This is a genomic window from Paenibacillus sp. MMS20-IR301 (assembly GCF_032302195.1).
Classification (GTDB): Bacteria; Bacillota; Bacilli; order Paenibacillales; family Paenibacillaceae; genus Paenibacillus_AQ.
Genome location: NZ_CP135275.1, coordinates 3,236,847 through 3,258,661, shown reverse-complemented (window position 1 = coordinate 3,258,661; position 21,815 = coordinate 3,236,847). Strand labels below are relative to the sequence as shown.

The window sequence follows — 21,815 nt, the reverse complement described above, 5'->3', positions numbered from 1 at the left end:
CCGCCGGAGCAGAAGAAACCCCGGATCGGGGATAGAGCTATCAAAACTTAAGCAAATGCTTCCGAAGTGAGTTTTGCGAAGAATTGTCAATGGAGTGTATGCTATCAAAACTTAAGCAAATGCTTCCGAAGTGAGTTTTGCGAAGAAAAGTCAGGAAGTCTATGCTATCAAAACTTTTAGGAGGTCAAAAAATGAACGTAATCGACAAAGCACATGAACTGGCGAGAGCCATTAAAGACAGCAGTGAAGTATCGGATATTCAAAGCGCCATGAAGGTGATTGAAGCCGACCCGGAGAGCAAACGCATGCTCGATAACTTCCGCCAGAACCAGATCGAGCTGCAGCAGCGGATGATGAGCGGAGAGATGCCGCCGCAGGAGGAAATGGAGAAGATGGAGAAGCTGTTCGAGGTGCTTAACCTGAACCTGGGCATCCGCCGCCTGTTTGATGCAGAGCGCCGCCTCAGCGTAGTCATCGAAGATGTGAACAAAATCATCACCGACAGCCTGTCCCAGATGTACGGCGGCCAATAAGCCATACGGCACGGCAGCTGATAGCTCCGACATAACAAGAGGGTATTCCAGAGCCTAATGGCGCCGGAATACCCTCTTATTTGCGTACCGGAAGATTCACCCTCAACCGGGTCTGCTGTTACCCCCGCAGTACCGTAATGTATTCGGTTGTCCGCATACAATGCATCACCTTAGTCCTGCTTGCCTTCGATCGCACAGAGCAGAATCGCTGCAGCAAGGCCCAGGCGTCTGTCCAGCAGCTCCCGGCGGTCCTCGGAGAAGTCGGCAATAATCTTGGTCACGAACGGGTTGAAGTTCTGCCGGAAGGCGGGAATGGTCAGCCCGTCAAGCTCGACATTATATTTCTGCGGAATCAGCGGAATGGCCCGCCGCAGCAGCGCCATGAACACACTGTCTTCTTTAATGAATCCGAGCTCGTTGTCGCGGGGTCCGAGAATCACCCATTCATCCTTGACGATCGATTTCAGCCCTTTGCGGCGCAGCGCACCCACCGTCTCCCCGGTCTCCGAATCATACACATCATAAGTCGCGCTGAAGTCGATCATTTTACGGGCTTTGATGCGCAGCAGCTCCTTCCCCATGCTTTCGTCGGTATACAGGGCAATGTCCTCTTTGAGCTTGAACGCCTTCATTTGTGAGTAGAGCACCAGCTCTTCAGAGCTGTTATAAATATGAAGCTTTGCTCCCATGACAGAGAATACTTTTTTGCGGATTATGTACTCAGATTGGCTGAATAAATTATTCAAGGTTTATTTCCTCCTTCTGGATCTCATAACACCATCATCTCATAACACCGGCGTGCAGGCCAGACTTAACTCAGGGGGAACTGCAGCCCGGCGAAAATTTAAGACTTGTCTCATAATTTGGAATCTCTGTTCATAGAGTAGAGATATAGATTCGGTTGAACAACCTTTAAGAGCGAAGGAGCGGTCCGATTATGAGAAAAAAGAGTAAGTTCAAACATTCCCTCTACCTGCTGGCGGCCCTGGCCATGCTGCTGTATGCGCTGCCGCATTTGTCTTTCAGGAGCGGTCCGGGCTGGGTGCTGGGCTTTGGTGTGGTCTGGTGCGTGTTTGCTTTTCTCGTCATTGCCTCACACCTGCACTTTATTATCGGGGTAGATGAAGAGAAGCAGAAACGTCTGGATGCGGTCCGCAAGGTGAAGCTGGAGCAGTGGCAGGGCAAGTGGAATGAAGAGGCCAGAGTATCGCAAAGACCATAATCCTTCCGGGCTGCCGGGTTTACTACCTGGGCTGCAGCTTGCCGCAGTCAGCTGGATTAACCTGATAACCCCGGTCCGCATGATTGCGGATTGGGGTTTTTGCATATCAGGGGGCTGAGCAGTGTGACAGGTGAACTGTTATAGATATATTTACTGCTGTATTCATAGTTGTATGCATGGATTTAGATAAGGCGAGTTGGCCTGGCGCCGGCTTATCCCGGGGCAAAGTCATAGAGCTGTCATATCTTATAAAGAAGACTGGCATGCTCTGTTGTACTCTGATGTTACCAGCGTGTATAATGGGTACAGAGTAGTACAGATCGGTGTAAGGGGGTGTAACAGTTGGAGGGCCAAGGCGATAACATTACCAAGCATGAACAACTGCTGCAGCACATAGAGAGTCTTAAGGTAGGAACCAAGATCTCTGTCCGCAAGCTGGCCAAGGAAATGGGTGTAAGTGAAGGGACGGCTTACCGTGCGGTTAAAGAGGCGGAGAATTTGGGGATTGTCATTACCAAGGAGCGGATCGGCACGGTCCGGGTCGAGAAGAAGCCGCGCAATATCTCGGACCAGCTTACCTTCGGCGATGTGGTTGATATAGTTGAGGGGCATGTGCTTGGCGGCGCGGAAGGGCTGAACAAGCATCTGCACAAATACGTGATCGGTGCGATGAAGGTTGATGCCATGATCCGTTACATCGATGCCGACAGCCTGCTGATCGTGGGTAACCGCGACGATGTGCATTCGCTTGCACTGGAGCAGGGGGCAGGGGTGCTCGTTACCGGCGGCTTCGGGACAAGCCGTGAGGTGAAGGCGCTGGCGGATGAACTGGATCTGCCTGTCATTTCATCCCGGCACGACACCTTTACAGTGGCTTCGATGATTAACCGGGCGATCTTTGACCGGCTGATCAAGAAGAAGATTATGCTGGTGGAGGATATTGTAGAGGGCAAGCCGCGTCTGAACACGCTCAAAATTTCCAGCACCGTAGGTGAATTGCGGGAATTGTCACAGGTGAGCGGTGAGCAGCGTTTTCCCGTTACGGATGAATGGAACCGGGTCATCGGCATCATCGGCCGGCGTGACGTGGAGGATCTTGCGGAAGGGCAGAGCATTGAGAAGGCCATGATCCGCAGCCCGATCACTGCGGCACTGCAGACTTCGCTTGCTTCGGCAGCGCAGATTATGATGTGGGAGGGAATTGACTTCCTGCCGATCGTGGACCGTAACCGCAAGCTGGTCGGCTCGCTGACCCGCCGGGAAGTGCTGCAAAGCCTGCGGGATGCCAGCAACCAGCCGCAGCTTGGGGAGACCTTCGATCATCTGATCTGGAACGGTTTTGCCGATGAGCGCGATGAGGAGGGCAGGCTGTTCTTCCACGGCTTCATCACACCGCAGATGGCGACCGATCTCGGGACGATCTCGGAGGGCGTATTATCTACCCTGATGACCCTGTCCGCCTTCAAGGCGGCCAAAGACATTACCGGTAACGACTATGTGCTGGACAATATGTCGACCTATTTTATCCGGCCGGTGCAGATTGAGCATTCCATCATTGTCATGCCGAAGCTGCTGGAGATCAGCCGGCGTACCTGCAAGCTGGAAATAGAGATCAGCTATATGGATACCATAGTAGCCAAAGCTGTGCTCATGCTGCAGTCGATTGACCACGGGTAGCCGCAGATCTGCCAGAACCAGAGTATCAATCAAGCGCAAACAGACTATCCGCAGGGCTCAGGCCGCGGTTAGTCTGTTTTTGATAGGAGGCCAATATCCGCTAATGTCATTTGCTGCCGCGCATCCGGCTGTAATAGCTGTAGCTGCGCAGCCCCGAGAAGATATTGAACATCCCCAGCAGCAGAAAAGCCGCCTCGATAACAACATTTAGCGTAGAGCCGCGGAACAGAAACATGGATATCAGGGAGAGTGTAACCAGCATTCCGCCCAGCAGCACGTTCATAACTGAGCGCTTAAGCCCCTTGATGAGCGGATCTGCGGATCTGCGGTAAGTGTAGCTGTAGACAGCGGCGCTAATCATGAACCCGGCAAGCAGGACAAACAGCAGATACTTGATGAACATAATCATAGACTGGCAGCTCCTTTGCGGACAATCGGATACCGGTGCTCCGGACTTACAATGCTGTCACTTCTGTTATTCTGTGATTTGCCCACTATTGTATCATGTTTATGCCTTAGCTGCGCTTAGCCGGACTAATTTCTACCCAGATTTGCAGTACACCTTCCATAACGAGCATGGTGCGGATAGAGACGGCGTATTCTTTTTCACGGGCCGTATAAATTTTGCCTTCCAGCAGGAGGCGGGCCAGCTTGCCGTCGGAGTCGATATCGAACATGCTGCGCCCGCGCATCGGCTCAAGGCTGCCCACCAGCTTGCTGAGCACCTCCTTAACAATCACCGGATCCAGGGCGGCTGAATTCTCCTTAAGCTTGCTGTCTTCGGTACGGACCTTGATTTCACGGATTACGGTGGAGGTATTGTTGTATTTTTTGAGCGTCTGAATGTCATTCTTGTACTGCTCGATCTGGATACGCAGATCCTGATTATGAATCCAGAGCATGTTATAGCCCATATGGTAAATGGCATTGTACAGGGCGCCTCCCACAACCATTCCCAGTACAAAAACAGCAGCAATCTGCGAAAAACGGCGGTAGCGCTGAAACGGCGGCATCCGCATGGATAAGCTCACCTCTATCATCTATGAATTTCTTCGTCAGCTACAGCTGCTGCTATTTCCCGCACACCCATTTGACCAGCTCGCTGCCCATGTGAGCGCCCAGAAAGGCGAATACCAAATACAGAATCTGCTTAATGGCAGGCGAAAGATTACCGCCCAGCATGTTGCTCTCGATTACCCGCATCGGGTCAATAGTCCCGCCTACGGCGGCGGCCAGGGCCCAGATTTTAATCCGGTCGGCGATATCCAGCATCGTGTCCGTAGGCGGCTGAAGGGACACCACGGCTCCGATTCCGCCCAGCATCGCACCGCCCAGCACAATCCCGAAGGCAATGAAGAAATCGAGGACGGCTTTGCTCAGAAAAATACTCATACAGAGTCTCCTTTCCGGATCAGGCGCTGCCTGTCCTTCTGCTCATAATCCATTCTATGGGCGGCTGCCCCTCTAATATGATAAAATAGTTTCATCTTATGTTTTGATTTGGAGCTGAAAGGAAGTGGGGATAATGAGCCCTTTCGTGCATTTGCATGTGCACAGCGAATACAGTTTACTGGACGGGGCGGCGCGCATCACCGATCTCGTGCGCCGGGCCGGCGAATACGGCATGAAATCGCTGGCGCTGACGGATCATGGAGTGATGTACGGGGCCATCCCTTTCTATAAAGCCTGCCGGGAGCAGGGCATCAAGCCGATTATCGGCTGTGAAGCTTATTTGACTGCGGGCTCGCGCCGGGAGCGGGGCAGCCGGAAGGATCAGCCGATTTATCATCTGATTCTGCTGGTGAAGAATATGACCGGGTACAAGAACCTGATGAAGCTGATCTCCATTGGCCATCTGGAAGGCCAGCATTATAAGCCGCGGATTGATATGGAAGCGCTGGCGGCGTATGGGGAAGGCATTATCTGCCTCAGCGCCTGCCTTGGCGGCGAGGTGCCACAGCATCTGCTGCACGGTCGGGAGGACGAAGCGCGCAGGGCGGCGCTGCGGTATAAGGAGATTTTTGGCGGAGACTTCTACCTGGAGCTGCAGGACCATGGCATGCCGGAGCAGAAACGGGTCAACCCGAAGCTGATCGCCCTGGCAGCCGAACTCAATATTCCGCTTGTCGCAACCAATGATGTCCATTATATGGACAAGGAGGACGCCGAGGTTCAGGATGTGCTGATCTGCATCGGAACAGGCAAATCTGTCGATGATGAGGACCGCTTGAAGATCGGTACGGATCAGCTGTATTTCAAAAGCGGCGAGCAGATGGCTGCGCTGTTTCCGCATGTGCCGCAAGCGATAGAGAATACACAGCACATTGCTGATGCGTGCAATCTGGAGCTGACCTTCGGGAAGCATATTCTGCCCGAGTACTCGCCTCTGCCGGAAGGCATGAACGCTGCTGCATATTTGCGTGAGCTGTGCTTCAGCGGGCTGGAGGAGCGCTACAGGGGGACCCCGCAGTGGGAGAGCCCGGAGCAGAAGCAGACGGCGGAGAGCCGGCTTGCTTATGAGCTGGGTGTTATCGAAAGCATGGGCTTCAGTGATTACTTCCTGATCGTCTGGGATTTCATCGCCTTCTGCCACCGCAGCGGAATTGTTACCGGTCCGGGCCGCGGCTCCTCAGCGGGGAGTCTGACTGCGTATACCCTGAAGATTACGGATGTCGATCCGCTGAAATACAATCTGCTCTTCGAACGCTTTCTTAATCCTGAGCGGATTACGATGCCCGATATTGATATCGACTTCAGCGACGAGCGCCGCGATGAGGTTATCGCCTATGTGGTTGATAAATACGGCAAGGAGCATGTGGCCCAGATTATCACCTTCGGAACGATGGCGGCCAGAGCAGCTGTGCGCGATGTAGGCCGTGCCCTGAATCTGCCGTATGGCGAGGTGGACAAGGCCGCGAAGCTGATTCCCGGCCAGCTCGGCATCAGCATTACGCGGGCGCTGGAGAGCTCGCCTGAGCTGAAGGCTCTCTATGAAGGGAATCCCAAGACCCGGGGACTGCTCGATATGGCGCTGAAGGTTGAAGGCATGCCGCGCCATGCCTCTACGCATGCGGCCGGTGTGGTCATCTCCAAGGGCCCGCTGACCGATGCCGTTCCGCTGCAGGCGGGCAGTGAGAGTACCGCGCTGACCCAATATTCCATGGAGCATCTGGAGAGCGTCGGGCTCCTGAAGATGGATTTTCTGGGGCTGCGGACTTTGTCGATTATTGAACGCTGTATGAAGTGGGTGCAGGAAATGACCGGGAGTGTGCCTGATTTCCGCATCGTCCCGGATTATGACCCGTTAACCTATGAGATGCTCGGGGCAGGCGATACCACCGGTGTGTTCCAGCTGGAGTCTGCCGGAATCAGGCGGGTGCTGAAGGATCTGAAGCCAAGCGGCTTCGAGGATATTATCTCTGTACTTGCCCTGTACCGCCCGGGTCCGATGGAATTCATTCCGAAGTTCATCGGGGGAAAACACGGCGAATTCGAGGTCGTCTATCCCCATGCCGATCTGAAGCCGATTCTGGCCGATACGTACGGGATTATCGTCTATCAGGAGCAGATTATGCAGATTGCTTCGCTGATGGCCGGATTCTCGCTCGGAGAAGCGGATCTGCTGCGCCGCGCGGTGTCGAAGAAGAAACGCGAGACGCTGGACAAGGAACGCAGTCACTTCGTGGAGGGAAGCCTGAAGCAGGGCTATGAGGAAGCAGATGCCAATGAGGTATACGACATGATCGTTCGGTTCGCCAATTACGGGTTCCCGCGCGCGCATGCCGCCGCTTATGGCGTACTGGCTTTCCAGACGGCCTATCTGAAAGCCCACTATCCGGTGCAGTTCATGGCAGCCATGCTGACTGCCGTCATGGGCTCCCACCGCAAGGTTGCGGAGTATGTACTGGACTGCCGCCGTACAGGGATCGGCGTGCTGCCGCCGGACGTCAACGAGAGCGGTGTGCTGTTCACTCCGGTAAGCGGGGAAGGCGGCGGACATATCCGCTTCGGGCTGGCTGCGGTCAAGAATGTCGGCACGCTGGCCGTGGAGAATATAATGGAGGTCCGCAAGGAGCGCCCGTTCGACAGCCTGCTCGATTTCTGCCGCCGTGTCGATCTGCGCGTCTGCAACAAGCGCGTGATTGAATCCCTGCTGCAGGCCGGCGCCTTCGACCGGCTTCCCGGCCACCGGGCCCAGCTGCTGGGGATGCTGGATGAGACGGTTGATGCCGCGGCGAAATGGCGCAAGGAGCGTGATGAGCTGCAGATTCAGCTGTTCGATGATCTGATTGAGACCCCGAACTGGGAAATCCGTTATCCGGATATCCCGAAATTCACAGTTACGCAGCAGCTGGAGCTGGAGCGCGAGCTGCTCGGCCTCTATCTGTCCGGCCATCCGCTGGACGACAGCGCGGCGATGCTGGAGGAGCCGGGGATCAGCAAGCTGATGGATCTTGGCGAAGCAGCGGATGAGAGCATGACGGTGACTGCCGGCATGGTGGTGTCGCTGAAGGAGATTACGACCAAAGCCGGCAAGGCGATGGCCTTTGTGGAATGGGAAGACCAGATCGAGCGCTGCGAGGTCGTACTCTTCCCGGAGGTGTGGAAACGCAGCCGCGCCCTGATCGAGAAGGGCGCGCTGCTGGCCCTGCGCGCCAAGGTGCAGCAGGAGGACGAGGGCTTCAAGCTGCTGGCCGAGGAGGTGGCCCCGCTCACCGCGGACAGCCTGCGCGGCCTGCTGCAGCGCCGCAGCACAGCTGGTGCCCGGCCCGCCTACGGCGCGGGCCGGAGCACCCCTGCAGGAGCGCCTGCGGCCGCTCCTGCCGCCCGCCCGGCCGCGCAGGCACCGCGGCCTGCAGCGGCTGCCCCATCCGGCACGGGGCAGCCTGGCCCTGCTGAGCGCTCCGCAGGCTCAGCGGCACCCGGCCAGCGTGTCTTCATCAAGATCACGCCGGCCGCAGAGAGAGAGGGTCTGCTGCCGCGCCTGCAGGCTCTGCTGCAGACCCATCCGGGACCAGCGGCGACGCTGCTGTTCTACGAGCGGACCCAGAAGGTGCTGGCGCTGAGCGACAGCTACCGGATCAGGCCCTCGGAGGCGCTGTCCGCAGCGATTGAGGATATGCTGGGAGCCGGAACCGTCCGGATTAAGTAGGAACGTTTCCTGATTACCGCTTCAGTGAGAAGTAAGCACATTTCGGCCCTTTTCCGCATACATTAGGAAACCAGCGGGACATTGTCCCGTGCGGAAAGGGGAAGTTCATCATGTCTTATCAATTAGCAGCAGGGCTGCTGGAACGCCGTGGAGTTTCGCTTGCTTCTATCGCTGAAATCGTATATATTTTGCAGTCAGCCTATTACCCGGGGCTTACGGAGGAAGAGTGCCTGGAAAGCGTCAGGGCGGTGCTGGGCAAACGGGAGGTGCAGTACACGCTGATGACTGGTGTCGCACTCGATGAGCTGGCGGAGAAGAAGCTGCTGCCCCAGCCGCTGCAGGCCATTCTGGAAGCGGATGAATCACTTTACGGGGCAGACGAGACACTGGCGCTTGGCATCACGGGAGTATACGGAATGATCGGGCTGACCAGCTTTGGGTATCTGGACAAAATAAAGCTTGGAATTATCGGCAAATTGAATGATGATAAGGGTAGAATCCATGTGTTCCTGGATGATCTGGTGGCCGGAATTGCGGCGGCGGCATCGGCCAGAATTGCCCACCGCCATGAAGGGGCCAAGGTGTACTCTCCGCCGGCGGGCGGGGAATAACCGCAGGACCCGCATTGCTGCAGGCAGCCTCCCGGTTACGTGTTCTTCCAGCCCGTGGCTGTTGCGGGAAAAAAGAAAACTGTGTTATCATGATTCCATTATATTCAGGATACGGCTGGGATTCGAGATTAGGGAGGCCTTGCAGGGCATGTGGACGGTAATCTATATAGCGCCGACCGCCAGAGTGGCGGAGATGATCCAGAGGAAGCTTACGGAAGAAGGATTTCTGATAAAATGCCGTCCGGTTAATATGTCCAAGCAGCAGTTTGAGATTCTGGTTCCTTCGGGAGAACTTGAAGAAGTGCAGGAAGTCCTGAATCTGATTCTGCATCCTTGAGAGAACAACCTAGAGATAGAAGAGCAGTCATGACAGCGGCAAGCTGCTATTTACGCAAATAAACGGCTGAAGAGGTGCGACCCTTGTTCAAAGATTTATTTCAGAAAAAACGGAAGTACGCGATCATTCCTTCAGAACGTCTGGAGCGGAGCGGCGGACCGGCGGAAGGCGAACGCCCCAAACGTGAGATTCCTGAGGGACTCATGAACAAATGCAACAAATGCGGAACGATCCAGTACAGCAAGGAACTGGAGAAAAATTTAAAAATATGCCCGTCCTGCGGCTATCATATGCGCCTGAACGCCACCGAGCGGATTGCGATGACGCTGGACCCGGAGGGGTTCATCGAGTTTGACAGCGAGATGGCTTCGGTTGATCCGCTGCAGTTTCCCGGCTATGCCTCGAAGCTGGAGCAGCAGCAGTCCAAAACCGGACAGGTTGAGGCTGTCATTACCGGCCAGGGCACGATTGGCGGCCACCCTGTTATTGTGGCCGTGATGAACTTTGAATTCTTCACCGGCAGTATGGGCTCTGTTGTCGGCGAGAAGATTACAAGAGCAGTGGAGAAAGCGACCGACAAAAGGCTCCCTCTGCTGATTTTCTCTACCTCCGGCGGAGCAAGAATGCAGGAGAGTATCCTCAGCCTGATGCAGATGGCGAAGACAAGCGCAGCACTCGCCCGGTTTAACGAGGCCGGAGGACTGTATATTTCCGTAATTACAGATCCGACTACAGGCGGCGTGTCAGCAAGCTTCGCGTCCTTAGGCGACATCATTATTGCCGAGCCCGGTGCGGTATTCGGCTTCGCGGGACGGATTGTCATTGAACAGACTATCCGCCAGAAGCTGCCGGAAGATTTCCAGACGGCAGAATTTAATCTGCAGCACGGGCAGCTGGATCTGGTCGTGAACCGCAAGGAAATGCGTTCCACGCTTACCAGGCTGCTGGAGCTGCATGATGTGAAAGGGGGCTTTTAAGTTGGCAGGAGAGTTGCCTTTTGAAATGCCTCTCTTAGAAATGCGCAAGAAAATTGCCGAGCTGAAGCAGTTCGGTGAAGAGAAGGGCATTGATTTCAGCGATGAGGTGGCCCGTCTTGAAGAGCGCTATCGCATGCTTGAGAATGATATATATTCGAATATTTCCCCGGCCCAGAAGATGCATCTGGCCCGGCATCACGGCCGTCCGACCTCGCTTGACCTGATCGGGCTGATCTTTAATGATTTCCTTGAGCTGCACGGAGACCGCCTGTTCGGCGACGATCTGGCCGTAGTCGGCGGGATTGCCAAGCTGAACGGCCGTCCGGTGACGGTTATCGGGCAGCAGCGCGGGAAGGACACGAAGGATAATATTATGCGCTTCTTCGGCAGCGCACACCCGGAAGGCTTCCGCAAGGCGCTGCGCCTGATGAAGCAGGCGGAGAAATTCGGCCGTCCGATTATTACCTTTGTCGACACTAAGGGGGCTTACCCCGGCAACACGGCGGAAGAGCGCGGACAGTCTGAAGCGATTGCCAGAAATTTGTACGAGATGTCCCAGCTGGCCGTACCGGTGATCTGTGTGATTATCGGTGAAGGCGGCAGCGGCGGAGCGCTGGCCATGGCCGTGGGCAACCGGGTGCTGATGCTGGAGCATGCGATCTATTCGGCAATCTCCCCTAACGGGGCGGCGTCTATTCTGTGGAAGGATGCTACGAAGGCCGAGCAGGCGGCTGAGGCGATGAAGATCACCGCTTCCGATCTGCTTGCGATAGAAGTGATCGAGGAGATTGTTCCTGAACCGAGAGGCGGCGCACACCGTGATTATGAGGCTACTGCTGCAGCCATTAAGGATGCGTTATGGCGTCATCTGGAGGAGATCTCCGTCATGGATTCTGCTGAGCTCAAGGAGGACCGTTACCTCAAATTCCGCAAAATCGGCGAGTTCGCGGAGGCCCGTGAGGAACTGGAGCCTGCAGAGGAAGAAGTGCAGATTGTAGAGTAATTGTAACGCTTAAGACACTGTATCCGGGGCAGCCGGTTTGCACTTTGAGACATATTCCAGCTTCTTCCTGTCTGCGGGCGGGACAAGAATCACTATACATTTAATTACAATCCGATCATCCCGCGCGCCTTGCGGGGTGATTTTTATTTTGACGGGATTGTGATCAATTTCGACTTAAATTTACAGCAAAAACAGGCCCTAACATTGATTTTGTTGCCAACTTGCAGTAATATTCATAAGGGCGCAATAAAAGGTGCATGTGACTGCATGTGATAAAGTTCCTATACAGAGAGCAAGCCTTATAGTAGATTTTGTAGTTGGAAAAAGTGAGACAGAGAGAACGAAAAAACGGAGGAAAACCTAATGCGGAAAAGTAAAATTGTATGTACGATCGGACCTGCAAGTGAATCGTTGGAGAACATCAAAAAATTGATTTTGGCTGGTATGAATGTAGCCCGTCTGAACTTCTCCCACGGCGATTTTGAAGAGCACGGTGCCCGGATTAACACAATCCGTCAAGCTTCCAAAGAACTCGGCAAGACTGTTGCCATTCTGCTCGACACCAAAGGACCTGAGATTCGTACTGGTAAGCTGGAAGTAGAACCGATTGAACTGGTTCAGGACGAGTACCTGACACTGACTACGGAAGAAATCCTTGGTGACCAAAACCGTATCTCCATCACGTATAACAACCTTCCTAACGACGTTCAAGTTGGATCGACTATCCTGATCGACGACGGCCTGATCGGCCTTACTGTTGTCGACATTCAAGGCACTGAAATCAAGACCCGTATTGTTAACGGCGGTACAATCAAGAGCAAGAAGGGCGTTAACGTACCAGGAGTTTCTATCTCCCTGCCGGGTATTACGGAAAAAGACACCAACGATATCATTTTCGGGATCGGACAGGACATCGATTTTATCGCCGCTTCTTTCGTCCGCAAAGCCAGCGACGTTCTGGAAATCCGTGCACTGCTTGAGAAGCACAATGCTTCCCATATCCAAATCATCTCCAAGATCGAAAACCAGGAAGGTGTCGATAACCTCGATGAAATCCTGGCCGTTTCTGACGGTATGATGGTTGCCCGCGGCGACCTTGGTGTTGAAATCCCTGCTGAAGATGTACCTTTGGCACAGAAGCTGATGATTCAGAAATGTAACATTGCCGGCAAACCGGTAATCACAGCTACCCAAATGCTGGATTCCATGCAGCGCAACCCGCGTCCTACCCGCGCTGAAGCGAGTGACGTAGCGAACGCTATCTTCGACGGCACCGATGCCATCATGTTGTCCGGTGAAACAGCTGCCGGGAAATATCCGGTAGAATCCGTACTGACTATGTCCCGCATTGCTGAGAAGGCTGAATCCGCCCTGAACCACCGTGAAATCTTCATGAAACAGCAAATCGCTCAAGAAACTACCGTTACTGAAGCGATCAGCCAGTCTGTAGCGATTTCCGCTCTGGATCTGAATGCTAAAGCTATCATTTCTTCGACTGTAACCGGCCACACTGCACGCGTGGTTTCCAAATATCGTCCTAAATCTCAGATCATTGCTGTAACTACCCAGGAAAGAACTATGCGTCAGCTGGCGCTGGTTTGGGGCGTAACTCCAGTGTTCGGCAAAGAAGCTACTTCGACTGACGAACTGCTGGAAACTGCACTTAATGGCGGTAAAGCTTCCGGTCTTGTACAAGCCGGCGACCTCGTAGTAATCACTGCAGGTATTCCGCTTGGCCGTTCCGGTTCCACTAACCTGGTGAAGGTAGACACTATTCCGGCTGACTAGGATCCGGAATTAGTGCTCTGCAGCACAGATTAAATATTCGTATAAGAGCAGTGGCCCTGGATGCCGCTGCTCTTTTTTATAAAATGTTTTGGGGTCCCCGCAAAGTACCTGAGTCAACTTCGAAGATTTAGCTGCACTTTGTGGGGGGTATTTTTGGGGTCCCCGCAAAGTACCTGAGTCAACTTCGAAGATTTAGCTGCACTTTGTGGGGGTTATTTTCGGGGTCCCCGCAAAGTACCTGAGTCTGCATCGAAGCCAAAGCCCCACTATGTGGGGTTATTTAATATTGTCCAATTACGCGCATTCACGGCTTCGCCGCAGATAACAGGAAGGCGGAGCCGTTTATTCTTGCCGGATGGGCGAACTTGCGGGTTGATATCAACGGGGCAAATGTATATATTGAACCAGAGAGTTTGAGAATCTTGAATCTTGGGAAACCAGGAATTAGGTTCTGGTATATATAGGGTTTCTGGAATACACGGCCGGGTGGCTTTTGCGGTAAAGCCGCCGGACAGAGAAGCTGTCACCGCAGGATCCCGGCAAAGACGGCACGGCGAGCAGCGTTTTATTCTTGACCATTATGCCGCCGTCTGAAGCCTTAAGCTTCGGGCTGCGGCCGTTAACTCTGCAGCAGATGAAGCGGGACAGTGATATTTTGGATAATTGTGCAATATCTGCTCCTACCTGCGGGGCTTCCATAATCCATTCTGCTGAGGTTTGCGGTCCGTTGTAGCGCTGGACGGTGCGGAACACCCAGTTTCGGGTGAGATTGCGCAGCGTGATGCACCATTTGCCCGGACTGAGCTTGACAATGGAAGCGCGCATATGGTTGCCGGGAGACACCGGCAGGGGGATCACCGTTTCAGCTGCGGGGAGAATCTCCCACCAGGCATAGTAATTTACGGTTCCGTTAACAGATTCGTGACCGGTGCCTGTCTGAATCAGGCTGCTGTTCCGGAAGCCGTCAATACCGATCCAGAGAGAGGAATAGGTAGCTTTGACCGTTGGCTTCACATAGGGCACGATCCAGTCGGCAGAGATCCGCCGGAAAGATCCTTTTTTGCCTGAGATGGCATAACCGCTCCAGTTGCTTGAAGTCCAGCCGAAGCCGGAACTGGCCGCCCTGCCTGTATTGATTTTATCCGCAAGACACGGTTTGCTTCTTGGTAATTGATTGACTTGGCCCACTTGTCCACCGCCTTTATAGTAAGTTCTGCTCTATTTAATGCAGCGGGTGGCTGTGAAGTATGGGTATTCCGTTAAAAAGGAACAGAGAGGACTTACTACTCCAATGGGAAAATTAACGAAGCTGCGCGGGTTTTATCTGTTTTTGGGACTGGCCGGGGGCTCCTTCGGCTCTTATTTGTCGCTGCTGCTCAAAACAAGCGGTCTTGATGTCAGCCGGATCGGCATGCTGATGGCTACAGGCACTTTGATTGCCATCTGTGTGCAGCCTTTATGGGGCTTGATCTCTGACAGATATAACCAGGCGCGGCTGGTGCTGATTTTAAGTGTGGCTATTCCGGCGCTGCTTGCCGTGCTGTACCGTTCTGAATATTTCATCGTGCTGATGCTGGTGTACACGGTGTCAACGATCTTCTCCTCTACACAGGCTCCTATTGCCGACTCCTACGCCATAGCAGCGGCGAATAGCGCCGGGTCGACTTACGGGAGCATCCGGATGATGATGAGCATAGGCGCGGCTGTAGGGGCCATTGCGGGGGGGCAGTATGTCTCCAGATTCTCGGTGTCCACGATTTGGCTGCCGTTTCTGCTGCTGAGCAGCGTAGCGGTGGTAATCGCCCTGACCCTGCCGAGGCAGGCGGAGGAGAATCATATGATGAGCCAGTCCTTCTCCCAGGGGGTCAAAAAACTGCTAGGCAACCGCGTATTCCTGGCTTTTCTCGGCGGGAGCTTCCTGGTGAACCAGACGATGGCGGCCTTCGGGACTTACTTCGTCATTGCCTTCCAGTCGGTCGGCGGGACAACCAGCTATGCCGGGGTTGCCCTGTTTCTGGCGTCTATTACCAACGTGCCTTCGATGTTCTTCGCCTCCAAGGTGATCCGCAGACTGGGGATGGAGCGGACGCTGCTCCTGGGTGCGCTGATCTATGTGCTGCGCTGGGGGATACAGGTGGCCTTCCCTTATCCGCCGGTCATGATCGGGGTTCAGGTGCTGCACGGCCTGTCCTTTGGCTTCTTCTATATCGCTGCTGTCGAGTATGTATCGAAGATTACCTCATCTGAGATGCAGGCAACCGGACAAAGCGTCTTCAATATCGTGTTCTCCGGATTTGCAGGCATTCTCGGTAATCTCCTGAACGGCATGCTGCTGAATCAGGGCGGGGTCGGCCTGATGAACCTGTCTTGTATGCTGAGTGCGGCAGCCGGAGCATTGCTCCTGTTCTATGTCGCCAGAAGCTCCCGAAGCAAGCTTCCGGTGGCGTCCGCTTCCGGCGGAGCCAGTGTATAATCCTGCACTGCTGTACTGCGGGAACTGTAATACTGAAAGGAGCGAATGTTTATGAATTCAAGCAAACCGGATAAGGCCAGCCGCTGGTATGGAGCCTCAATTCGCGTGCGTTATCAGGAAACCGACCGGATGGGTGTTGTGTATCATGCGAATTATTTGACCTGGTTCGAGACCGGACGAACGGAGATGTTCCGTCAGCTTGGCTTAACCTACCGTTCCATGGAAGAGGCCGGGCTGCTGCTGCCGGTGATACAGGCAGATTTGCAATTTAAAAGCCCGGCGCGCTATGATGATCATATTGCCGTGTATGCACGGTTAACCACCTTCTCGGCGCTGAGGGTTGTTTATGAATACGAAATCCGCCGGGTGGCCGAAGATGGCGGGGAGGATGGAGTGTCGGGGAGCTTTCTGCTCCGTCCGGAGAACAGCCAGCCTTTGCCCGGTGAGCTTCTGGTCAGCGGGGCGACAAGCCATGTCTGGCTGAACAGGGAATGGAAGCCTGTGCGGATCGACAGGGCACAGCCTGAGCTGTTCCGTGCCATTCTGGCTGCGCTTAATGAAGAAGAAGGAGGAGCAGTATGATCAGGAACAAATGGCTGTGGGCAGCATTATTTATCGTCCCGGCCGTGGAATTATTCGGTTTCATCTATGTCTCAAGTTTTCTTGGAGCACCCAAAACACTGCTGATCATGCTGGCCACTTCAATTATCGGTACGCTCATGATGCATTTCGAAGGCAAAAAAGTGCTGCAGGACAGCAGAACCCATATGCAGGAAGGACGGGTGCCCGGGCGGACGATGCTGGACGGCTTATGTATCTTTTTCGGCGGACTGCTGCTGATTCTCCCGGGATTCGTTACGGATATTATCGGCTTTACACTGGTGTTTCCGCTGACCCGGCCGCTTTACCGGGTTTTTCTGCTGAAATGGATCGAGAAAAAGATGAAAAACGGTACGTTCACCTTCTACCGCAGATAGTGTAAAAGTAACCTTTGCTTATCCGCCCTATAAAACCATGCCCCTGCAGATCATGCAGCCGCATGGTTTTTTTTTGAGGGGATTGGCGGGACGGTGAGCAACAAAGGGAAAAGTCACATTAAGTGTGCTGGAAGTGGGCGGCATGGTGAGCGATAAAGGGAAAAGTCGCATTAAGTGTGCTGGAAGTGGGCGGCATGGTGAGCGATAAAGGGAAAAGTCGCATTAAGTGTGCTGGAAGTGGGCGGTACGGTGAGTAATAAAGGGAAAAGTCACATTAAGTGCGCTGGAAGTTGGGAAAATAGTGGGAAGTAAAGAGATTAATCACTTTAGAATTACTTGAGTTGGCGAATGATCAAAATAAGAGCACAAGTGCCCCTAATTCCGCCAAAAGTAGGCAGAATGATCAAAATAGGAGCACAAGTGCCCCTAATTCCGCCGAAAGTAGGCAGAATGATCAAAATAGGAGCACAAGTGCCCCTAATTCCGCCGAAAGTAGGCAGAATGATCAAAATAGGAGCACAAGTGCCCCTAATTCCGCCGAAAGTAGGCAGAATGATCAAAATAGGAGCACAAGTGCCCCTAATTCCGCCAAAAGTAGGCAGAATGATCAAAATAGGAGCACAAGTGCCCCTAATTCCGCCGAAAGTAGGCAGAATGATCAAAATAGGAGCACAAGTGCCCCTAATTTTAGTAAGTGTAGGCGGAATGAGTAACCGAGGAGTACATCCCCTTTTAACCCGCTGCCCCGGCAGCCTTCTTCGCTTACCTGCCTCCCGCACACCCGCGCCGCTCGCCCGCACACCCGCGCCGCTCGCCCGCACACCCGCGCCGCTCGCCCGCACACCCGCGCCGCTCGCCCAACTAATGCAGCCGCCCGCTAAGAATATAGCTGTATAACGCGCGGAATACTCCGGCCCGGCTGCAGGCGTCCAGCACCACGAGCAGCACCGGGCCGAGGATCAGGCCCGGCATGCCGAGCAGCTGCAGCCCGGCGAACATGCCGATCAGCATCGCGAGCGGATCCAGGCCGATGCTGCTGGCAAGCACCTTGGGCTCCAGCACCTGGCGGGTCACCAGAATGACGGCATACAGCACCAGCAGGCCGATAGCCAGGGTCAGGTTGCCGGTCATATACGAGTAGAGCGCCCAAGGGAGGAGCACGATGCCGACTCCGACATAAGGCACGAGATCGACAATTCCGATGGTGATCCCGATGGCAAAGGCCGAGTCCACGCCCAGCAGCAGCAGCCCGGCAATGACAATTACTGCAGTGACCGAGATCAGCACCAGCTGTGCCCGGAGATAGCCGGACAGCGCTTTGCGGAGATCCTGCCAAATCTCGGACAGCGGCCGGAGCAGCGGCGCAGGCAGGAGGGCAGTCAATTTGGCATTATGCCTTTCCCAGCCCGTACTGAGGAAAAAGGCGGCCAGCACGATCACAATCAGAATTGTACCCAGGCTCGGCAGCGAGGAGATCAGCCGCAGAATCATATTGAAGAAGCCGGTGATCAGCTGGGTCATGGCATGGCCGACCGTTTCCGTAGTTCTGCTGATATTGCTGTCGATCGTGGCATGATAACCGGGGTTGTCGTGGTAAAACTGGTTGATTTGGTTAATAATATTTTGAATACTGGCATTGCGGCTGATGGAGAGCAGCAGCTCGCGCCACTGGTCTGTATGGAGATCGAAGGTCTGGAGCAGGACAATCAGCTCCTTCACCAGCCGGGTAATCAGCGCAGTCAGGACGAGGGCGGTACCCCCGATGTAGAAGAGCAGAGAGAGGGACACGGCCAGCCAGCCGGGAAGCTTCATCCCCTTCAGGATCAGAACCAGCGGATGGATCAGATAAGCCAGCAGCCACGCGAGCAGCAGCGGGTACAGTAGCGGCAGCAGTACATAAACGGCCAGCAGGATGATGACGGCGGCGAGGACCACCCACAGGCCGCGCAGCACTCTTTTCAGCACAAGTGTATCGATTTCCGGTCCCTCCCACTCCTATGGATATGTAAATACGGGCTCTAGCTGCTCGTCTTATGTATATTCATAGGGCAGGTGAAAAGACTAGCCGGGGACGGAAATGGACGGAATACAGGTGTGCAGCTAACCTGAAAGCGTTCCCATGAAACAGGGGAATCATTAGTTTTTTTCTATCTCTCCGATAAAATCATTTGATGCGTCGCAAAGCTTCCATGTTGTTCACATAACCGTCAAAATCCGGTATGATAATTACAGGTTAACAGCAGAAATCTAGTTGCAATCCACAGACTAAGTACAGGCGCCTGCTACGGAGAATTGAAATACTTAAAATTGTAAATGTTTTCATGAGGTTTGATACGGATTTTTACAACCCAGTTGGCAAAGGAGAGAGAGACTATGACAGCTACTAAAGGACTTGAAGGCATCGTTGCAACGACCTCATCGATCAGCTCAATCGTGGATGGAGTACTCACTTACCGCGGTTATGACATTGATGATCTGGCGGATCATGCCACCTTTGAAGAAACTGCTTATTTGCTGTGGTTTGGCAGCCTGCCGACTGTACCGGAGCTTGAAGCCCTGCGGCGTGACCTCAGCTCGTTCGCGCCGATACCGGACCAGGTGCTTGCCCAAATGAAGCTGTATCCGAAGGACGCGAACACGATGGCAGCCCTGCGCTCCGCTGTATCAAGTCTGGCGCTTTACGATGAGGCAGCGGAAGATATGAGCCCCGAAGCCAACCGGACCAAAGCGGTGAAGCTGCAGGCGCAGATTCCGACGGTGGTTGCAGCCCTTGCACGTATCCGTAAAGGGCTTGAGCCGGTCGCGCCTAAGGAAGGCCTGACCATCGCTGAGAATTTCCTTTACATGCTCTGGGGAGAGCAGCCGGATATTGTATCCGTCAAGGCGCTGGATACAGCGCTTGTGCTGCATGCCGACCATGAGCTGAATGCTTCAACTTTTGCCGGACGGGTAACCGTGGCGACATTGTCCGACATCTACTCGGGCGTTACTTCGGCTATTGGCGCGCTCAAGGGGCCGCTGCATGGCGGTGCGAATGAGGCTGTTATGAAGATGCTGGAGGAAATCGGCAATCTGGACGCCGTTGAACCTTATATCCAAGGGAAGCTGGAGCGCCGTGAGAAGATTATGGGCTTTGGACACCGGGTATATAAGAATGGCGATCCGCGGGCCAAACATCTGATGAAGATGTCGCATGAGCTCGGTACGATGAAGAATGATACAGCGCTTTATGACATGTCGGTCAGAGTGGAAGAGCTGATTACAGGGCAAAAAGGCCTTAAGCCCAATGTCGATTTCTATTCAGCGTCCGTATACACACAGCTGGGTATCGAGCGTGAGCTGTTCACTCCGATTTTTGCCATCAGCCGGACCTCGGGCTGGACTGCACACATTCTGGAGCAGTATGAAGACAACCGGATCATCCGCCCGCGTGCTGAATATACCGGCATGTCCGACATGAAATATGTGCCTGTAGACGAGCGATAACAGGGCGGCCCTTGCGGGCCGCTCCAACCCTTTAGTACAAATATAAGAGTTTATATGCTTTGCATGATAACTTATACTTCTATTTCTCGCTGAAACGCCCCGTCCTCTACAGGACGGCGTAGCTGTTTCCGCTTGAATGAACTATAATATATGCAGCAACTGCCTATTGATTATGCTTGTACATCATACTTTTAGGAGGAATTCCCACCAATGTTGAAACTGGAAAAATACGATCTGCCCACAGAAGGCGAACAAATTACAATCGAAGACGGCAAGCTGCTGGTTCCGGATCAGCCGATTATCCCCTTTATCGAGGGTGACGGTACAGGCCGTGACATTTGGAAAGCCTCCAAGCGGGTGCTGGATGCAGCTGTAGAGAAAGCTTACGGCGGCAAGAAGCAGATTGCCTGGTACGAAGTTTTTGCCGGCGAGAAAGCCTTCAATACATATGGTGAATGGCTGCCGAACGATACGCTGGAAGCCATCCGCGAGTATATTGTGGCGATTAAGGGCCCGCTTACAACGCCAATCGGCGGCGGAATCCGTTCACTTAACGTGGCGCTGCGCCAGGAGCTGGACCTCTATGTATGTTTGCGTCCGGTGCGTTACTTCGACGGTGTACCTTCTCCGGTGAAGCATCCTGAGCTGGTGGATATGGTTATTTTCCGCGAAAACACTGAAGATATTTATGCCGGGATCGAGTATCAGGAAGGTTCGGCTGAAGTGAAGAAGGTTATCGAATTCCTCCAGAAGGAGATGGGTGTGAACAAAATCCGCTTCCCGGAAACCTCCGGTATCGGGATTAAGCCTGTATCCGAGGAAGGCTCGAAGCGCCTGGTGCGTTCTGCTGTGGAATATGCCATCAAGCACGGACGCAAGAGTGTGACGCTCGTGCACAAAGGCAACATCATGAAGTTCACCGAAGGCGCATTTAAGAACTGGGGCTACGAAGTGGCCGAGCAGGAGTTCGGGGACAAGGTCTTCACCTGGAACCAGTATGATGTGATTAAGGAACGTGACGGTGAAGCTGCGGCAAATGCTGCCCAGAAGGAAGCTGAAGTAGCCGGCAAAATTATCATTAAGGATGCTATCGCAGATATTGCCCTGCAGCAGGTGCTGACCCGTCCGACAGACTTCGATGTAATCGCGACACTGAACCTGAACGGAGATTATCTCTCCGATGCACTGGCTGCCCAGATCGGCGGCATTGGTATCGCTCCGGGCGCGAACATTAACTATATTACGGGACATGCTATTTTTGAAGCGACCCATGGTACAGCACCTAAGTATGCGGATAAGGATGTTGTGAACCCGGGGTCGGTTATCCTCTCCGGCGTAATGCTGCTTGAGCATCTGGGCTGGCAGGAAGCGGCTGACCTGATCTACAAGGGAATGAGCACCGCGATTAACAACAAGACCGTAACTTATGATTTCGCCCGTCAGATGGAAGGCGCTACTGAGCTGAAATGCTCCGCCTTCGCCGACGAGATCATTAACAATCTGTAAGCATCTAATCGGCATCTAAAGCCAGAAACTTTAAATTGCAAGTATAGGCTGCACAATAGTGCGGCTTATGCTT

20 protein-coding genes are annotated in these 21,815 nt (G+C 53.8%); 14 read left to right on the top strand and 6 right to left on the bottom strand.

Features of this window, described 5'->3' with window-relative positions; translation table 11 throughout:
• Positions 1–191 precede the first annotated feature (191 nt).
• Entirely contained in the window at positions 192–533 is a 342-nt protein-coding gene (locus LOS79_RS14360; RefSeq protein WP_315420878.1) for a YlbF/YmcA family competence regulator, read from the top strand.
• 170 nt (positions 534–703) lie between these two features.
• Here the strand turns inward: LOS79_RS14360 and LOS79_RS14355 are convergent, their stop codons facing one another.
• Complete coding sequence (locus tag LOS79_RS14355; RefSeq protein WP_315420876.1) at positions 704–1,279, bottom strand: LURP-one-related family protein; 576 nt, start codon at positions 1,277–1,279, stop codon at positions 704–706.
• Positions 1,280–1,470: 191 nt separating this feature from the next.
• Between LOS79_RS14355 and LOS79_RS14350 the strand changes: the two genes are divergently transcribed.
• Together LOS79_RS14350 and LOS79_RS14345 are read left to right on the top strand one after the other, a co-directional pair.
• Positions 1,471–1,755: a hypothetical protein gene (locus tag LOS79_RS14350; RefSeq protein ID WP_315420873.1), complete on the top strand. Its 285-nt coding sequence runs from the start codon at positions 1,471–1,473 to the stop codon at positions 1,753–1,755.
• Positions 1,756–2,097: 342 nt separating this feature from the next.
• Positions 2,098–3,432 carry a DRTGG domain-containing protein gene (locus tag LOS79_RS14345; RefSeq protein ID WP_315420870.1) on the top strand — a complete coding sequence of 445 codons (1,335 nt, stop codon included), beginning with the start codon at positions 2,098–2,100 and terminating at the stop codon, positions 3,430–3,432.
• 106 nt (positions 3,433–3,538) lie between these two features.
• On the opposite strand, the gene LOS79_RS14340 is transcribed toward LOS79_RS14345, so the two are convergent.
• From LOS79_RS14340 to LOS79_RS14330, 3 genes are all read right to left on the bottom strand, one after another.
• On the bottom strand, positions 3,539–3,841 hold the full coding sequence (locus tag LOS79_RS14340) for a YtpI family protein (RefSeq protein WP_315420867.1): 303 nt from the start codon (positions 3,839–3,841) through the stop codon (positions 3,539–3,541).
• A 106-nt stretch (positions 3,842–3,947) separates the two neighbouring features.
• Positions 3,948–4,451 carry a sporulation membrane protein YtrI gene (locus tag LOS79_RS14335; protein ID WP_315422231.1) on the bottom strand — a complete coding sequence of 168 codons (504 nt, stop codon included), beginning with the start codon at positions 4,449–4,451 and terminating at the stop codon, positions 3,948–3,950.
• Positions 4,452–4,503: 52 nt separating this feature from the next.
• Entirely contained in the window at positions 4,504–4,824 is a 321-nt protein-coding gene (locus LOS79_RS14330) for a YtrH family sporulation protein (protein WP_315420864.1), read from the bottom strand.
• Between the two features lie 133 nt (positions 4,825–4,957).
• Between LOS79_RS14330 and LOS79_RS14325 the strand changes: the two genes are divergently transcribed.
• The 6 genes from LOS79_RS14325 (at position 4,958) to pyk (ending at position 13,300) form a co-directional block, all read left to right on the top strand.
• The gene (locus tag LOS79_RS14325) at positions 4,958–8,584 is read left to right on the top strand and encodes a DNA polymerase III subunit alpha (RefSeq protein WP_315420862.1); all 3,627 of its coding nucleotides are present in this window, start codon (positions 4,958–4,960) and stop codon (positions 8,582–8,584) included.
• 110 nt (positions 8,585–8,694) lie between these two features.
• Positions 8,695–9,195: a phosphatidylglycerophosphatase A family protein gene (locus tag LOS79_RS14320; RefSeq protein ID WP_315420860.1), complete on the top strand. Its 501-nt coding sequence runs from the start codon at positions 8,695–8,697 to the stop codon at positions 9,193–9,195.
• A 148-nt stretch (positions 9,196–9,343) separates the two neighbouring features.
• Complete coding sequence (locus tag LOS79_RS14315; protein WP_315420856.1) at positions 9,344–9,532, top strand: glutamate decarboxylase; 189 nt, start codon at positions 9,344–9,346, stop codon at positions 9,530–9,532.
• 83 nt (positions 9,533–9,615) lie between these two features.
• A complete protein-coding gene (gene accD / locus LOS79_RS14310) occupies positions 9,616–10,509 on the top strand; it encodes an acetyl-CoA carboxylase, carboxyltransferase subunit beta (RefSeq protein ID WP_315420853.1) in 894 nt (297 codons plus the stop codon).
• A 1-nt stretch (position 10,510) separates the two neighbouring features.
• Entirely contained in the window at positions 10,511–11,512 is a 1,002-nt protein-coding gene (locus LOS79_RS14305) for an acetyl-CoA carboxylase carboxyltransferase subunit alpha (protein WP_315420850.1), read from the top strand.
• 363 nt (positions 11,513–11,875) lie between these two features.
• A complete protein-coding gene (gene pyk / locus LOS79_RS14300; RefSeq protein WP_315420847.1) occupies positions 11,876–13,300 on the top strand; it encodes a pyruvate kinase in 1,425 nt (474 codons plus the stop codon).
• A gap of 444 nt (positions 13,301–13,744) precedes the next feature.
• Here pyk and LOS79_RS14295 read toward each other — a convergent pair whose 3' ends face one another.
• A complete protein-coding gene (locus tag LOS79_RS14295) occupies positions 13,745–14,488 on the bottom strand; it encodes a G1 family glutamic endopeptidase (RefSeq protein WP_315420845.1) in 744 nt (247 codons plus the stop codon).
• Between the two features lie 103 nt (positions 14,489–14,591).
• Here LOS79_RS14295 and LOS79_RS14290 point away from each other — a divergent pair, with 103 nt between their 5' ends.
• The 3 genes from LOS79_RS14290 to LOS79_RS14280 are packed head-to-tail and all read left to right on the top strand — an operon-like array spanning position 14,592 to position 16,750.
• A complete protein-coding gene (locus LOS79_RS14290) occupies positions 14,592–15,773 on the top strand; it encodes an MFS transporter (protein WP_315420843.1) in 1,182 nt (393 codons plus the stop codon).
• A 51-nt stretch (positions 15,774–15,824) separates the two neighbouring features.
• The gene (locus tag LOS79_RS14285) at positions 15,825–16,355 is read left to right on the top strand and encodes an acyl-CoA thioesterase (protein ID WP_315420841.1); all 531 of its coding nucleotides are present in this window, start codon (positions 15,825–15,827) and stop codon (positions 16,353–16,355) included.
• Positions 16,352–16,750, top strand: coding sequence for an FxsA family protein (locus LOS79_RS14280; protein WP_315420838.1), 399 nt, complete (start codon positions 16,352–16,354; stop codon positions 16,748–16,750). Before LOS79_RS14285 ends, LOS79_RS14280 begins: the two co-directional genes overlap by 4 nt.
• 861 nt (positions 16,751–17,611) lie before the next feature.
• Here LOS79_RS14280 and ytvI read toward each other — a convergent pair.
• Complete coding sequence (ytvI, locus tag LOS79_RS14275; protein ID WP_315422229.1) at positions 17,612–18,727, bottom strand: sporulation integral membrane protein YtvI; 1,116 nt, start codon at positions 18,725–18,727, stop codon at positions 17,612–17,614.
• 396 nt (positions 18,728–19,123) lie between these two features.
• Here ytvI and LOS79_RS14270 point away from each other — a divergent pair, with 396 nt between their 5' ends.
• Both LOS79_RS14270 and icd read left to right on the top strand, forming a co-directional pair.
• Entirely contained in the window at positions 19,124–20,236 is a 1,113-nt protein-coding gene (locus LOS79_RS14270; RefSeq protein WP_315420836.1) for a citrate/2-methylcitrate synthase, read from the top strand.
• Positions 20,237–20,446: 210 nt separating this feature from the next.
• Positions 20,447–21,742, top strand: coding sequence for an NADP-dependent isocitrate dehydrogenase (gene icd, locus LOS79_RS14265; RefSeq protein ID WP_315420834.1), 1,296 nt, complete (start codon positions 20,447–20,449; stop codon positions 21,740–21,742).
• The last annotated feature ends 73 nt before the right edge of the window (positions 21,743–21,815 follow it).

Bases quoted from the DNA above. Each gene is read 5' to 3' on its own strand.
- LOS79_RS14315 (WP_315420856.1), top strand. From the start codon at position 9,344: ATGTGGACGGTAATCTATATAGCGCCGACCGCCAGAGTGGCGGAGATG.
- LOS79_RS14285 (WP_315420841.1), top strand. From the start codon at position 15,825: ATGAATTCAAGCAAACCGGATAAGGCCAGCCGCTGGTATGGAGCCTCA.
- LOS79_RS14325 (WP_315420862.1), top strand. From the start codon at position 4,958: ATGAGCCCTTTCGTGCATTTGCATGTGCACAGCGAATACAGTTTACTG.
- LOS79_RS14280 (WP_315420838.1), top strand. From the start codon at position 16,352: ATGATCAGGAACAAATGGCTGTGGGCAGCATTATTTATCGTCCCGGCC.
- LOS79_RS14340 (WP_315420867.1), bottom strand. From the start codon at position 3,841: ATGATTATGTTCATCAAGTATCTGCTGTTTGTCCTGCTTGCCGGGTTC.
- icd (WP_315420834.1), top strand. From the start codon at position 20,447: ATGTTGAAACTGGAAAAATACGATCTGCCCACAGAAGGCGAACAAATT.
- LOS79_RS14270 (WP_315420836.1), top strand. From the start codon at position 19,124: ATGACAGCTACTAAAGGACTTGAAGGCATCGTTGCAACGACCTCATCG.
- LOS79_RS14350 (WP_315420873.1), top strand. From the start codon at position 1,471: ATGAGAAAAAAGAGTAAGTTCAAACATTCCCTCTACCTGCTGGCGGCC.
- LOS79_RS14320 (WP_315420860.1), top strand. From the start codon at position 8,695: ATGTCTTATCAATTAGCAGCAGGGCTGCTGGAACGCCGTGGAGTTTCG.
- LOS79_RS14290 (WP_315420843.1), top strand. From the start codon at position 14,592: ATGGGAAAATTAACGAAGCTGCGCGGGTTTTATCTGTTTTTGGGACTG.
- LOS79_RS14330 (WP_315420864.1), bottom strand. From the start codon at position 4,824: ATGAGTATTTTTCTGAGCAAAGCCGTCCTCGATTTCTTCATTGCCTTC.
- pyk (WP_315420847.1), top strand. From the start codon at position 11,876: ATGCGGAAAAGTAAAATTGTATGTACGATCGGACCTGCAAGTGAATCG.
- LOS79_RS14335 (WP_315422231.1), bottom strand. From the start codon at position 4,451: ATGCGGATGCCGCCGTTTCAGCGCTACCGCCGTTTTTCGCAGATTGCT.
- LOS79_RS14360 (WP_315420878.1), top strand. From the start codon at position 192: ATGAACGTAATCGACAAAGCACATGAACTGGCGAGAGCCATTAAAGAC.